This window comes from Actinobacillus vicugnae (assembly GCF_901687125.1).
Lineage (GTDB): Bacteria > Pseudomonadota > Gammaproteobacteria > Enterobacterales > Pasteurellaceae > Actinobacillus > Actinobacillus vicugnae.
Window position 1 is genome coordinate 73,506 of the sequence record NZ_CABFJY010000050.1, and the last position, 14,634, is coordinate 88,139.

The following is a 14,634-nucleotide window of genomic DNA, read 5'->3' on the forward strand; positions in this document are numbered from 1 at the left end:
ACGCCGAATTAAATCTTTGTTATATTACGAAAATACCTTGGTATTCTTATTGGATTTCAGGCAGTCTCCCGACTGTCAAAAAGTCGTTTAGATTAAATGGCTCAAGGGTGATGATTTTGTCTTATGTTTCATTCTTCTTGTCTCGAATTAACCGCAGAATCAATCACTTAGCTTTTCGCATTGCATTTTAGCAAGCGGTGCTTTTTACGTCAGTTTTTACCAAATTGCCGTACAATTTTTATGACATAAAAAAGCATACCATTATTGCATTTTAGGGGCTAAATAGGCAAGGTAAATATCGCTGGTTTGAGTAGCGTATTTATTTGGAAAACATTGCAATTTGTTGAATTTTTGCTATTTTTGTATAGAATTTAATCTTTATATTTAAAGGAGGATTTCATGAAGAAATCATTATTAGCCGTGCTCGTTACTCTCGGACTCATGCTTTGTGCTTGTGATGAACAAAATACCACTGAGACACACGCTCAATTACAACAAGCTGAACAACAAATTTCTCAATTAAATGAACAACTTGCAAAATCTCAGCAAGAATTGACCGCTTTACAGCAATCGATTGCGGAAAAAACCACCAACGACCTCCAAACATTCCCCGCATTAAAGGTTGAAATCTATCCATTTTTCGCAAAAACCGAACGAATTAAATTCAAACCAGAAAAAAATCAAGAACAGGCTATTCTTTCAGCAGAGCAACATTACTTCACTAGTTTGGCCAAAACAGGTTTTGATTGGCTTGATAATTTATTAGCGAAGCAAATTTTAATTAGCTATCAGCCCACCGATAGTAAAATTGATCGCAATCTGATTACAGGCGATGAACTCACGTTGCTCAAAACGCGTTTAGAAAAAGATTATCAAGAGAATCTGGAGAGCTTGAAAGCAGGCGGAACACTCGGTATTTCACGCACTGCAGAAACAATCTATTTAGGGCAACGCCACAATATTGTGACATTTTTCCAAAATTATGATGATTATACTGGCGGTGCCCACAGCAATTACTACACCAAATATTTTAATATTGATGTAAATAAAAAGCGCATTATTCTGCTGGACGATTTGCTTTCGCCCGCCAAACAAGTTGAGCTTTCTGCAATGTTGTGGGGATATTATGAAGATCACTATCAGCCCGATGAAAATGGTCAGCGTGAAACCTTTACCAGCAAACAAGATTTCTACGTATCAGAGGATTTTTTATTTACGGATGACGGGGTAAGATTTATTTATCCACCATACGCGCTAGGTTCATTTGCCGAGGGCGAAATCAGCCTGACCGTACCTTGGTATGAAGTTAACCAATTATTGAATACTGAATATCAGCGCAAACCAGCCGACGGTTACGATCTCGCCCCTGATCACAGCCTACCAACTGCTAACTAATTTTGATGATAAATAAAACCACGGAACAAACGTTATTCCGTGGTTTTATATTGGCAAAATTTAGCTGAAATTCAACCGCTTACCACTAGCGTTGCTGCTTAAACAATGGCTTCATCACTTTTTCTTCTTGATAAATGCGAATACCTAACACCACCAGATAAACAGGCAATAAGAAGGTAAATGTGTTCCACGCATGGCAAAGTAACACGACGCCAATAAGCTCGGGGATAATATTTAAAAAATAGTTAGGGTGTTTAATTGTTCTAAATAACAATGAGGTATTAATTTGATGATTTGGCAAAATATAAAGTTTTACCGTCCAAATATCTTTTAGCTCGTTAATCACCCAAAAGAGCGCAAGATAAGCGAACAGTAGGGTAATTGTGCCAATTGTGCTGAGATAATCCCAATGATAAGCAAAATAATTTGCTTCAAATAACGCAGAAAAATAGAACAGCACATGCACAATGGATAGCCATTTAGAATTTTTACTGCCGTGCTGTGTTGCACCTTTTTGCAACAATGCTCGCTCATTGCGGATCGAAATGCTCAAGCTATATAGACGTACAATAAAAAAGCTCACAAAGATAAGATTTACCAATAACATAAGTTCTCCTTTAACTTTAAAATGGTAATAGAAAATAAAAGACGACGGAGTCCGCTGAAATACGCTGTTTTTATTGGTAAATTTTTAACAAAATTTAACCGCTTGCGCTTTTGATTTTCAACTGACTATTCCGCCGTATGCGTGAAATTATAGACCTAATTGGTCCCAAATTTCATCAATGCGTTTCACCACATTTTCATCTTTTTTGATTGGGGTTCCCCATTCTCGGCTCGTCTCGCCCAGCCATTTGTTAGTGGCATCAATACCCATTTTTGAGCCTAGCCCTGCAATCGGTGAAGCGAAATCTAAATAATCGATCGGCGTATGATCAATAAGCGTCGTATCTCGAGTTGGGTCACAACGGGTGGTAATCGCCCAAATTACATCCTTCCAATCTCTCGCATTCACATCATCATCACATACAATCACAAATTTGGTGTACATAAATTGACGTAAAAACGACCATACTCCCATCATGACTCGTTTCGCATGACCTGTATATTGCTTTTTGATCGTCACCACCGCAAGACGGTAAGAACAACCTTCTGGCGGCAGATAAAAATCCACAATTTCAGGAAATTGTTTCTGTAAAATCGGGATAAACACTTCATTTAGGGCTTCACCCAGCACCGCTGGCTCATCAGGCGGACGACCTGTATAAGTCGAATGATAAATCGCATCACGACGCATCGTGATATGCGTTACGGTAAATACAGGGAAATATTCTTGTTCGTTGTAATAGCCTGTATGATCACCATACGGTCCTTCCAATGCTGTTTCATTTGGATCAATATAGCCTTCCAACACGATTTCTGCACTGGCTGGCACTTCTAAGTTATTGCTAATTGACTTGGTAACTTCGGTTTTCTGACCACGCAATAACCCCGCAAATGCATATTCCGATAGCGTATCTGGAATAGGCGTTACCGCCGCTAGAATCGTAGCTGGATCAGCACCGATTGCAACCGATACAGGAAACGGTTTATCAGGATTTGCTTCTTTCCATTCATGAAAATCTAACGCACCACCACGATGTGATAACCAGCGCATAATTAGCTTATTTTTGCCGATCAATTGTTGGCGATAAATACCAAGATTCTGACGCTTTTTATAAGGCCCTTGCGTAATGGTAAGTCCCCAAGTAACCAAGGGCGCAACATCGCCTTGGTGACAATGCATTATTGGCAATTTATATAGGTCAACATTATCGCCGCTTAATACCACTTGCTGGCAATCAGCTTTGCTCAGCATTTTGCTTGGCATATTCAGCACTTGTTTCCATTGTGGCAACTGTCCAATCAATTCTTTAAAGCCTTTAGGTGGTTCTGGCTCTTTAAGAAAAGCAAGTAATTTTCCTAATTCTCGCAATGCTTGTGTGTCTTGTTGCCCCATGCCTAACGCAACTCGTTTTGGTGTTCCAAACAAATTACACAAAACGGGCATTTGATAGCCTTTTGGATTTTCAAATAAAATTGCTGGTCCACCTTTGCGCAAGGTGCGATCTGAAATCTCTGCCATTTCAAGGTAAGGGTCGATTTCTTGCTTTATTCGCACTAGCTCACCTTGGCTTTCTAACAGTGCTAAAAATTCACGTAAATCTTTATATTTCATATTGGTAAAAAATTAGAAAACTTTGACCGCTAGTATATAGAAAACAATAGATGAAAAATACCCATAAAAAATTTATGTAAATCAATATGGTAATTTTATGAAAGTTTGATAGAATCGCTCAACTTTAATTCAAGAGGAGAATCCTATGTTTAACAAAACTGCCTTAACTCTTGCACTGCTTGGTGCAGCTGCCGTTGCGAATGCTAATGTTCTTACTACCGTCAAGCCACTAGGCTTTATTGCAAGCGCTATTACCGATGGAGTGACCGATAGCAAAGTATTGTTGCCCGTTACCGCATCGCCACATGACTATAGCTTAAAGCCCTCTGATGTTGAACAGTTAAAATCTGCTCAACTGGTTGTTTGGGTCGGTGATGATTTAGAAACTTTCTTAGAAAAAAGTATTGATAATTTACCAAAAGAGAAAGTGCTTAGCTTAGCAGAAGTGCCCGCTATTAAGGCGATTGTTGATGCAACGGAAAAAGATGAAGAACATGCTCATGAACACGATCATAAACACCATGATCATGAACACCACGCTGATAAAGCACATGATCACCACCACGATCACGAGCATGAAGGCCATAGTCATGATAAAGATTGGCATATTTGGTTCTCACCAGAAGCAAGCGTCATTGCCGCAGAACAAATTGCAGAACGTTTAACAGCACAATTGCCTGAACAAAAAGCCAAAATTGCTGAAAATCTTGCAAATTTCAAAGCTAATTTGACCGCTAAAAGCGCAGAAATCACTCAACAATTAGCAAGTGCAAAAGACAAAGGTTACTATACATTCCATGATGCTTATGGCTATTTTGAACGAGCTTATGGCTTAAATTCATTAGGTTCTTTCACGATTAACCCGAGCGTTGCACCAGGAGCAAAAACATTAAATGTGATTAAGAAAAATATCGCAGCACATAAAGCACAATGTTTATTTGCAGAACCACAATTCACACCAAAAGTGATTGAAAGCTTAAGCAAGGGCACACAAGTGAAGGTAGGGCAATTAGATCCACTTGGCACAAAAATTGAATTAAGCAAAACGGCTTACCCACAATTTTTACAAGCGATTGCTGATGAATTTAGTCAATGTTTAAAATAAATCATTGATAAAAAAATAAGCGGTAGAATTTGCAGATTTTTTTACAAATTCCACCGCTTGCAGTTTTAATCTATTACGAAATCACTCGGGCTTTAATGGTGCCGTCAATTTGTTGCAAGCGTTCAAGTGCTTCGCTCGCATCATCTAACTCAACATCAATGACCACATAACCAATCATCGGGTCTGTTTGTAAGTGTTGCGCCGCAATATTCACGTTTCCATCCACAAACACTTGGTTTACTTTATTTAAAATACCTGGGCGGTTTTCATGAATATGCAACAAGCGTTTTGATGAGCTGTGAATCGGTAATGATACTTCTGGGAAATTCACCGCTGAAAGGGTTGAACCATTATCTGCATATTTAACAAACTTGCTCGCCACTTCAGTACCGATATTCGCCTGTGCTTCAGCAGTTGAGCCACCAATATGTGGCGTAAGAATCACATTATCAAATTGACATAATGGGGACTCAAATGGATCATTAATTGAAGCAGGCTCTACGGGGAATACATCAATCGCTGCGCCACGTAATGTACCTTGCGCCAAACGCGCTGCTAGCGCATCAATATCTACCACTGTACCACGCGCGGCGTTAATCAACACTGAATCTTCTTTTAACTGTGCAATACGCTCCGCACTCATTAAGTTTTTAGTTGAAGCATTTTCAGGTACATGTAAAGAAATCGCATCACAGCTTGCAAGTAATTCATCTAAACTTGCAATTTGTTGAGCATTGCCTAACGGCAGTTTATTTTCAATATCATAGAAATAAACCTGCATACCGATAGATTCCGCCATCACACTTAATTGCGAACCGATATGACCGTAACCGATAATCCCTAATTTTTTCCCTCGCACTTCATTTGAACCTGCTGCGGATTTATTCCAAACGCCACGATGTACTTCCGCATTTGCTTTTGGCACTTGGCGCATTAACAGAATGATTTCTGCTAATACAAGCTCTGCGACCGAACGAGTATTTGAAAACGGGGCATTAAAGACTGGAATACCAAGGCGTTTCGCTTCATTTAAATCAACTTGGTTGGTTCCGATGCAAAAACAACCAATCGCCTGTAAATTTTTAGCATGAGCAAGCACTTCTTTGGTTAAATGGGTACGCGAGCGTAAGCCAACAAAATGCGCTTCTTTAATCGCATTAATCAGATCTTCACCGTCTAACGCTTTTTTGTGGTATTCAATATTGGTATATCCTGCTGCCTGTAAGACGTCTAACGCATTTTGATGGACGCCCTCCAGCAAAAGAAATTTAATTTGAGATTTATTGATAGGAGTTGTCATTTTAGATCCCTATTTTGTTGTATTGCTTATATTTTTATCAGATTGCCTAACTAAACACACGGAAGCTTTTTGACTTTAACAGAACTTATCGTTATAAACTCAACACGATTCCATGTGTCAGAAATATACTTATTCTAAAATTTTTGCACCTTCTGGCGTGCCAACAATGGTTACATTCGCATAACGTTGCGCAAAAATACCATTTGTGACCACACCTGCAATATTATTGATGGTATGTTCCATTTTAAGCGGTTCAATAATTTGGAAATTATGCACATCCAAAATCACATTACCATTATCAGTTACCACACCTTCACGGTACTCTGGTGAACCGCCTAATGCAACTAATTGACGTGCAACATAAGAACGAGCCATTGGAATGACTTCCACAGGTAACGGGAAAGTTGAACCTAACACATCCACTTGTTTTGAACTGTCTACGATACAAATAAATTTTTTTGCCAATGAGCTTACAATTTTTTCACGGGTTAATGCAGCCCCCCCCCCTTTGATCATCGCACCATGTGGAGTAATTTCATCTGCACCATCAATATATACATCAAGTTCCGTAACTTCATTCGCATTAAAAACTTCAATACCAATTGCACGTAAACGCTCTTCTGACGCTTTTGAAGCGGCTACCGCCCCTTTAATCTGATCTTTCATTGAAGCTAACGCATCAATAAAACAGTTTACTGTCGAACCACTTCCTACCCCCACAATCGTGTCTGGTTTTACATATTGAAGCGCCGCTTGAGCAGCAATTTTTTTCATTTCTTGTTGGTTCATAATGAGTCCTTTTCTTGATTTATTTTAAGCTAACGAGTCGCTACTTTTTAAAAACAAAAGCGGTCGAATTTCCACAAATTTTTGCAAAAATTCGACCGCTTGTCATTAGTTAGTTGTTTTTAACTGCTTCAACAATTTCTTCTGCACAACTTTGAGCTAACGCACCGTCTTCACACTCTACCATTACACGAATTAATGGCTCTGTACCAGACTTACGTAACAGAATACGTCCTTTACCAGCTAAGCGTTTTTCTACATCTGCTGCCACTGCTTTTACTGCATCGCTTTCTAATGGGTTGTTACCACCTTCAAAGCGCACGTTAAGCAATACTTGTGGGAATAACGGCACTGCACGCACAAGATCATTTAAGCTCATTTTATGCGCTTCCATGGCGGCAAGCACTTCAAGAGAAGCAATAATGCCGTCACCCGTTGTGTTTTTATCTAACACGATAATATGACCTGAATTTTCGCCACCTAATTTCCAGCCTTTTTCTTTCAACTGTTCCAGAACGTAGCGGTCACCCACATTTGCACGAGTAAATGGAATCGCTAAGTGCTTTAATGCCACCTCTAAGCCCATGTTACTCATTAATGTACCAACCACACCTCCTTGTAAATTGCCTGAGCGTAACGCTTCACGTGCAATGATAAAAAGAATCTGGTCACCATCAACTTTATTGCCTAAATGATCCACCATCATAATACGGTCGCCATCGCCATCATACGCAAGACCAACATCTGCGCCAGCTTCAACCACAACTTTTTGTAATGCTGTAATATCCGTTGCACCACATTTTTCGTTGATATTTAAACCATCTGGTTTAGTGCCGATCTCGATGACTTCTGCACCTAATTCACGCATTACATTTGGTGCGATATGGTATGTTGCACCGTTTGCACAATCCACCACAATTTTATAGCCTTTTAAGCTTGCATTTGCTGGGAAAGTACCTTTACAGAATTCAATATAACGACCTGCCGCATCATTGATACGAGTTGCTCGGCCTAATTGTGCTGACTCCACGCAGTCCATTGGCTGATCTAATAATGATTCAATTGCTTCTTCTACTTCATCAGGTAATTTCTCACCTACATTTGAGAAAAATTTAATGCCATTATCGTAATATGGGTTGTGTGATGCTGAAATAACAATTCCCGCTTCAGCACGGAAAGTACGGGTGAGATAAGCAATTGCGGGGGTTGGCATTGGGCCTACAAATGCTGCTGAAAGACCAGCAGCTGCAAGACCAGCTTCTAATGCCGACTCCAACATATAACCAGAAATACGGGTATCTTTACCGATTAACACTTTTTTTGTACCTTGAGTTGCAAGAGTTTTACCTGCTGCCCAACCTAATTTTAATGCGAAATCTGGAGTAATAGGAAATTGACCTACTTTGCCACGTACACCGTCCGTACCAAAATATTTACGTTCTGCCATATTTAAATCCTCGAAAGAGAGTAGAAAAAGTTAATAAGAAAAAGCCATAAATAGCGAGGGCTTTGACAATAAATTAATCAAATAATTCGTTTGCACACGACTACTTTAAAAAATAACGATAGGCTGGACTTTCCGTCACGTTCTGATAACGGTAACCAAGCTGTTCTAAATGCTGTTTAAATTTGGTTTCATCATCTGCATTTAATGCAAAAGCTGCCAGAATATCTCCGTAGTCAGCCCCATGCGCACGGTAATGGAACAAGGAAATATCCCAATCCGTTAAGGTTTGTAAGAATTTTAATAACGCCCCTTTTTGCTCTGGAAATTCAAAGCTATATAGCTGTTCATTTACAATAGTTGTTGGACGTCCGCCCACCATGTAGCGGATATGCGTTTTCGCAATATCATCATCAGAAAGATCCGTAACATCATAGCCATTTTGTTGTAAGTCGCGAATAATCTCCGCTTTTTCAACGCTACCTGTAATACGAACCCCAACAAAAATACACGCTTGATGCTCATCAGCATGGCGATAATTAAATTCGGTAACCGCACGATTACCTAAAATTTCACAGAATTTTAAGAAACTGCCTTTTTGTTCTGGAATAGTAACCGCTAATAACGCTTCATGTTTTTCACCAATTTCACAGCGTTCTGATACATAACGCAAAGTATGGAAATTTAAATTCGCGCCAGAAAGAATACAAGCAATATTTTTGCCTTCAAGCTGATGCTCTTTTACATATTTTTTTAAACCCGCTAATGAAGTTGCACCAGACGGCTCTGCCACCGCACGTACATTTTCAAAAATATCTTTCATTGCCGCACAGATTTGGTCGTTATCCACTAACACTACCTCATCAATATATTGCTGGCAAACACGGAAAGTTTCATCGCCAATACGTCTTACCGCAATACCATCGGCAAATAAGCCAACACGCTCTAAATCATCTGGCTTACCCACTTTTAACGCATGATAAAGACAAGCTGAATCTTTAGACTCCACACCAATTACTTTCACATTTGGTAATACTTGCTTAATCAACACTGCAATACCCGCGGCTAAGCCACCGCCACCGACAGGCACAAATACATAATCCAAATCAGAACGCTGTTGAACCAGCTCCATACCGATTGTCCCTTGCCCTGCAATCACCATTGGATGATCAAACGGTGGCACAAAAGTCATACCTAATTCTTCCGAAAGCGCTAACGCTTTTGCTTTTGCTTCATCAAAATTTGCGCCAAATAATAATGCTTCACCTCCGAAACCTCGTACCGCATCGACTTTAATTGCTGGCGTATTTTGTGGCATCACGATCAAAGCTCGTAAACCTAAATGTTTTGCGGAAAGCGCCACACCTTGCGCATGATTCCCTGCCGAAGCAGTAATCACCCCCGCTGCCTTTTGGCTTGCAGACAGGTTGGAAATCATGGCAAAAGCACCACGCAATTTAAAACTGTGTACGGGTTGGCGGTCTTCTCGTTTAATAAAAATTTGATTGGTTAAACGTTCAGAAAGCTTCTCCATTTTTTGGAGTGGAGTAACTTGTACAAGATCGTAGATATTAGAACTGAGGATAGCACGCAAATAATCGGTGCCAGATTGAATGGTTGGATTGCTCATAACACTGCTCTGTAATTTATTATAACTTTTATGATTTTATTGAAGGGTACGTCAGACGGATTAACAAAACGAAAAAGGCACAAGCAATAACCGCTTGCGCCAATCATATTAAAATTAGTGGTGACCACCGCAACCACAACCACCGTGACCATGGTGGTGAGCGTGATCATGATCGTGTCCGTGACCGCCACAGCCACAACCGCCTTCTTCACCATGACCACCACAGCAACCGCCATGTTCATGGCCAGAATGAATATGACCATGTGCAATTTCTTCTAAAGTTGCTTCACGAGTTGCAACCACTTCAACAGAGAATAATAATTCCTGACCTGCTAACATATGGTTACCATCAACCACAACCTCATCACCATCAACTTCAGTGATTACCACAGGTAATGGGCCTAAATCAGTATCTGCGATAAAACGCATACCCACTTCTAATTCATCCACTCCCATAAATACATCTTTTGGTACACGTTGAACCATGTTTTCGTTATATTCGCCATAACCTTCTTCTGGTTTAACACGTACTTCAAACACATCACCCACCGCTTTGCCTTCAAGCGCTTTTTCTAAACCTTCAACCAGATTATTATGACCGTGTAAATATTCTAATGGTTGGTTTACTGGCGCTTCATCAACTAATACGCCATCTTGAGTGCGAACTTGATAAGCAATGCTTGGAACAACATTTTTTGCGATTTTCATTAAAGATTCCTTTTATATTTAGCTAAGAATACAAGCCATTGTAGCGGTTTATCGTAGATTTGCAAAGAATAGAAATAAGATGACCGCTTAGTAAAAACAAGCGGTCTTATTTTGCGCAAAATTTACAAGTTTAGTCGGTAATATCTGGCGTAACAGCATCCACAACATCAACCGCCGCACCAACGACGCCCCCCACAACCGAAGTAACTAAACAACCGCTTAATCCACTACAACAAGCTACAATGACAAAAATTTTAAATAATGATTTCATATTTGACCTATACAATTTATACGAAAAATGCAGCCCGTTAATATAGGACTGCATTTATAAATCATAAGCGACTAAAGTTTATTTTTCTTCAGCAATAAAACGGTAAACAAGCGCACCAATAATTGCACCTAAGATTGGCGCAACCCAGAACAACCATAATTGTTCAATCGCCCAAGAACCTTGGAATAACGCAACACCTGTTGAACGAGCAGGGTTCACAGAAGTGTTTGTTACTGGAATTGAGATTAAATGGATCAACGTTAAACCTAAACCAATTGCAATTGGTGCAAAACCCGCTGGTGCACGTTTATCTGTTGCGCCCATAATAATGATTAAGAAGAATGCTGTTAATACCACTTCAATCACTAATGCCGCTGCTAATGAATAGCCGTGTGGAGAGTGTTCTGCAAAACCATTGCTTGCAAAACCAGCTGTCACATCAAAACCTGCTGCGCCAGAAGCTACTGTGTATAACACGGCAGCCGCTGCAATTGCACCCGCAACTTGCGAAATGATATAAGGCACTAAATCTTTTGCATTAAAACGCCCCCCCACAAGTAAACCAATAGATACTGCTGGGTTAAAATGGCCACCAGAAATATGACCTACTGCATAAGCCATTGTTAAGACTGTTAAACCAAATGCAAGTGAAACACCTGCATAACCAATACCTAATTCAGGGATACCTGCCGCTAGCACTGCACTACCACAGCCACCAAATACTAACCAAAATGTACCGAAAAATTCAGCAAAATATTTTTTCATTATGTTTCCTTAATAAAATAAAACGACACGAAATGTGCCACTGCTTTCCAAATACGAACAATATACATTGTTCGCCGTTCAAAATGCCTAACACAAAGTATTAGGCATTTTCTTAGAAAAAGATCTATGTTGTTACTCGAAAGTCACTGTACCTGAGGCTCTCGCTGAAATCACTTCACTTCCTGCTTCTAACGGTAATCCGCTCTCTTGCTCTGAATAACTACTTTTTGCCATCGCCATCATCGGCATTTGGCGCATTCCCTCACCATTTGGTGTTTCTAATTGCACTTGGCTTAAAGTATAACTTTTTGCATTTAAGCCCTTTTGCACCACTTCTGCTTTGTGTTGAAATTGCTTGATAATATCTAGCGTCATTTCGTCTTCTAAAGCCGCCATTTTTTCTGGTGAAACACTAAATGTAACATAGCTAATCGCCGCCTCATCACCTAGGTTATCCAGCACTTTTGCCATCGCTGCAAAATCTTTGGTTTCAAATAACACTCGGCCTTCAACCACCCAGCTTTCAACTTTATTTTTCTGATTAGAATCTGGGTAACTACTCACACCTTCGGTTTGAATTTTAATGCCAGTATAAGATTTGGCATCTGTAATCACTTTATTCAGATTAGCAGAAACCGTTGCTTTTAAATCTGATAATGATTTACCTGTTTTGCGACTATAAATCACTGTGCGCATTAAATCTTTTTCAACCATTCTATTGACCTCGGTGGAAAAAGAAAACTGAATTGGCTTATTCATTGTTGCGGGTGTTTGTTCTGCATGAGCTGTCATTGAACTGAAAGCCAGCGGTAAAATTGCGAGAATTTTTGGTAATTTCATACAGTCTCCTAAATTTTATGAGCAAACTTAAAAAGTGTTAGCTTAGAAAGATGTTTTGCTATTTAGTTCATTTTCAATCTCAATCACCAGTGCTTTATTCGGATTTTGAGCACAAATTTGCCAACGAACATTATAGCCTGCCAAGCTCATACCATAAATTCGCTCAGTGGATTTCCCCTGCTGATAAGCAGGACGAGGGTCTTGTTCAATCACATTTCGAATAAAATGAATAGGCTTCTCAATCCCAAACCTTGCAAAATTTGCACAAAATTCAACCGCTTGTAACGCCTCTGTTGAAAACTCAACTTCTAGTTTTACTAGAGGTTTAGCTTGCGCAAAGCCAGAGCAAGCATCAGGTTCACTATCTGCATAGGCAATGTAAGGCTTAATGTCTAAAATTGGTGTGCCATTGACTAAATCTACACCACCTAACTTGAGTAGCACCTCGCCATTACTGATTTCAACCTTTTCTAATTGCACCTTAGATAAGCCAATCGGATTTGGACGATGCGTTGCACGGCTAGCAAAAACACCGATGCGTTCATTTCCTCCTAAACGAGGCGGTCGAACTGTTGCATGCCATGCTCGCTCAGGAATTTGATGAAACTGAAAAATCAACCATAAATGGCTAAATTGCTCCAGTCCTCGTACTGCATCAGGTGAGTTGTAAGGCGGAAGCAACTTTAATATGCCTTTTCCTTCTTGCACTAAATTCGGCTGGCGAGGCACCGAGAATTTTTCATCATAAGGACTATAAATCACACCGATTGGATTTATGCTTAAAGGTTGTAAAATCGTCATAAAAATGTACTTTTTCTGTTAAAAATCAAAACCTATCCAGCTATTTTATATTAATATAAGTCGTTTAGTTTTCATTATTTTATTTCAGTTTATTATGAATCAGCATTCAACATTTTCTATTTGGTTTAGCACCGCGCGCCCTAAGACGTTACCTTTGGCGCTTGCTTCTATTATTGTGGGTTCTGCTCTCGCCTATTGGGCAGGGCATTTTGATCTTATTACCACATTGCTCGCCTTTATCACGACCATTTTACTGCAAGTACTTTCTAACTTTGCTAATGATTATGGTGATCATGTGAAAGGCTCTGACACTAAAGAAAGAATTGGCCCCTTACGAGCAATTCAACACGGCGCCATTACTGGCTCACAACTAAGAAATGCAGTGATTCTGCTTGGTATTTTATCATTTATAGCAGGAGTTGGGCTGACTGTTTATGCCTATCAGTCAATCCAAGATTTAATTGTGTTTATTAGCTTAGGTATTATTTCTATCGTTGCAGCAATCACTTACACCGTCGGGAAAAAAGCCTATGGCTATTTAGGATTAGGCGATTTATTTGTACTGATTTTCTTTGGGTTTATTGCGGTTATTGGCACATTTTATCTACAGGTACACAGCCTCTCTACCATTATTTTTATTCCTGCTTTTGGCTGTGGATTACTTTCTGTTGCTGTATTAAATATCAATAATTTACGGGATATCAATCAAGATAAACAAGCAGGCAAAAATACTCTAATCGTACGTATTGGTAGCCAAAATGGACGGATTTACCACCTAGCTTTATTAATATTAGCGGTCGTTTCCTACTTAATTTTTGCAATCAACGAATTTCAACATTGGTATAGCTACCTTTTCTTACTTGCTGTTCCATTACTCGCTAAACACGGATTATTTGTATATCACCACCAAGATCCGATTGAGTTACGCCCAATTTTAGGACAAATGGCAGGCTTAGCTTTAATCACTAACTTATTGTTTAGCTTAGGTATTTTCTTAGGTTAATGGTAAATTTTCGGCAAAAATAGACCGCTTAGCCCCTTCCAAAACTCAAAAACGAGGCATTGAATATCACTTCAGACCTCGTTTTTTCATTTCAAACGTATCCTCTCTCTATTTATCTTATTAAGTGTTAACAAAATATTTAAAACTAAAGCATTGCTATACCTAAAACCTATTACTAACAAAAAAGGCGTGTCTTTCGACACGCCTCTCTTTAGCTTTTTGCTATCAAATATTAAGTTAGACTCAATTATTTGATGATTTTCGCTACAACACCCGCACCTACTGTACGACCACCTTCACGAATCGCAAAACGTAAACCTTCGTCCATTGCGATTGGGTGAATTAGGCTTACTGTCATTTTGATGTTG

15 protein-coding genes are annotated in these 14,634 nt (G+C 39.5%); 3 read left to right on the forward strand and 12 right to left on the reverse strand.

The window, feature by feature from the left end:
- Positions 1-399: 399 nt before the first annotated feature.
- A complete protein-coding gene (locus F8M47_RS11940; RefSeq protein WP_150540301.1) occupies positions 400-1,395 on the forward strand; it encodes an RsiV family protein in 996 nt (331 codons plus the stop codon).
- Between the two features lie 85 nt (positions 1,396-1,480).
- Here F8M47_RS11940 and F8M47_RS11945 read toward each other — a convergent pair whose 3' ends face one another.
- Both F8M47_RS11945 and ubiD read right to left on the reverse strand, forming a co-directional pair.
- Positions 1,481-2,002, reverse strand: a complete 522-nt coding sequence (locus F8M47_RS11945; protein WP_150540302.1) for an isoprenylcysteine carboxyl methyltransferase family protein — start codon at positions 2,000-2,002, stop codon at positions 1,481-1,483.
- A 147-nt stretch (positions 2,003-2,149) separates the two neighbouring features.
- Positions 2,150-3,613 carry a 4-hydroxy-3-polyprenylbenzoate decarboxylase gene (gene ubiD / locus F8M47_RS11950; protein ID WP_150540303.1) on the reverse strand — a complete coding sequence of 488 codons (1,464 nt, stop codon included), beginning with the start codon at positions 3,611-3,613 and terminating at the stop codon, positions 2,150-2,152.
- A gap of 145 nt (positions 3,614-3,758) precedes the next feature.
- Between ubiD and znuA the strand changes: the two genes are divergently transcribed.
- On the forward strand, positions 3,759-4,718 hold the full coding sequence (gene znuA, locus F8M47_RS11955) for a zinc ABC transporter substrate-binding protein ZnuA (protein WP_150540304.1): 960 nt from the start codon (positions 3,759-3,761) through the stop codon (positions 4,716-4,718).
- A gap of 73 nt (positions 4,719-4,791) precedes the next feature.
- Here the strand turns inward: znuA and serA are convergent, their stop codons facing one another.
- From serA to tsaA, 9 genes are all read right to left on the reverse strand, one after another.
- Positions 4,792-6,018, reverse strand: coding sequence for a phosphoglycerate dehydrogenase (gene serA / locus F8M47_RS11960; protein ID WP_150540305.1), 1,227 nt, complete (start codon positions 6,016-6,018; stop codon positions 4,792-4,794).
- 129 nt (positions 6,019-6,147) lie between these two features.
- Entirely contained in the window at positions 6,148-6,807 is a 660-nt protein-coding gene (gene rpiA / locus F8M47_RS11965) for a ribose-5-phosphate isomerase RpiA (RefSeq protein ID WP_150540306.1), read from the reverse strand.
- 109 nt (positions 6,808-6,916) lie between these two features.
- Entirely contained in the window at positions 6,917-8,251 is a 1,335-nt protein-coding gene (gene glmM / locus F8M47_RS11970) for a phosphoglucosamine mutase (RefSeq protein WP_150540307.1), read from the reverse strand.
- Positions 8,252-8,351: 100 nt separating this feature from the next.
- Complete coding sequence (gene ilvA / locus F8M47_RS11975; RefSeq protein ID WP_150540308.1) at positions 8,352-9,878, reverse strand: threonine ammonia-lyase, biosynthetic; 1,527 nt, start codon at positions 9,876-9,878, stop codon at positions 8,352-8,354.
- A gap of 114 nt (positions 9,879-9,992) precedes the next feature.
- The gene (gene slyD, locus F8M47_RS11980; protein ID WP_150540309.1) at positions 9,993-10,586 is read right to left on the reverse strand and encodes a peptidylprolyl isomerase; all 594 of its coding nucleotides are present in this window, start codon (positions 10,584-10,586) and stop codon (positions 9,993-9,995) included.
- 130 nt (positions 10,587-10,716) lie between these two features.
- Complete coding sequence (locus F8M47_RS12120; RefSeq protein ID WP_167509625.1) at positions 10,717-10,857, reverse strand: hypothetical protein; 141 nt, start codon at positions 10,855-10,857, stop codon at positions 10,717-10,719.
- A 78-nt stretch (positions 10,858-10,935) separates the two neighbouring features.
- The gene (gene aqpZ / locus F8M47_RS11985) at positions 10,936-11,622 is read right to left on the reverse strand and encodes an aquaporin Z (RefSeq protein ID WP_150540310.1); all 687 of its coding nucleotides are present in this window, start codon (positions 11,620-11,622) and stop codon (positions 10,936-10,938) included.
- Between the two features lie 132 nt (positions 11,623-11,754).
- Complete coding sequence (locus F8M47_RS11990; RefSeq protein WP_150540311.1) at positions 11,755-12,462, reverse strand: SIMPL domain-containing protein; 708 nt, start codon at positions 12,460-12,462, stop codon at positions 11,755-11,757.
- 42 nt (positions 12,463-12,504) lie between these two features.
- Entirely contained in the window at positions 12,505-13,263 is a 759-nt protein-coding gene (gene tsaA, locus F8M47_RS11995) for a tRNA (N6-threonylcarbamoyladenosine(37)-N6)-methyltransferase TrmO (RefSeq protein WP_150540312.1), read from the reverse strand.
- A gap of 94 nt (positions 13,264-13,357) precedes the next feature.
- Here tsaA and F8M47_RS12000 point away from each other — a divergent pair, with 94 nt between their 5' ends.
- Positions 13,358-14,266, forward strand: a complete 909-nt coding sequence (locus tag F8M47_RS12000) for a 1,4-dihydroxy-2-naphthoate polyprenyltransferase (protein WP_150540313.1) — start codon at positions 13,358-13,360, stop codon at positions 14,264-14,266.
- 247 nt (positions 14,267-14,513) lie between these two features.
- On the opposite strand, the gene F8M47_RS12005 is transcribed toward F8M47_RS12000, so the two are convergent.
- A partial coding sequence (locus tag F8M47_RS12005) for an EF-Tu C-terminal domain-related protein (protein WP_481249150.1) occupies positions 14,514-14,634 on the reverse strand: 121 nt, incomplete at its 5' end.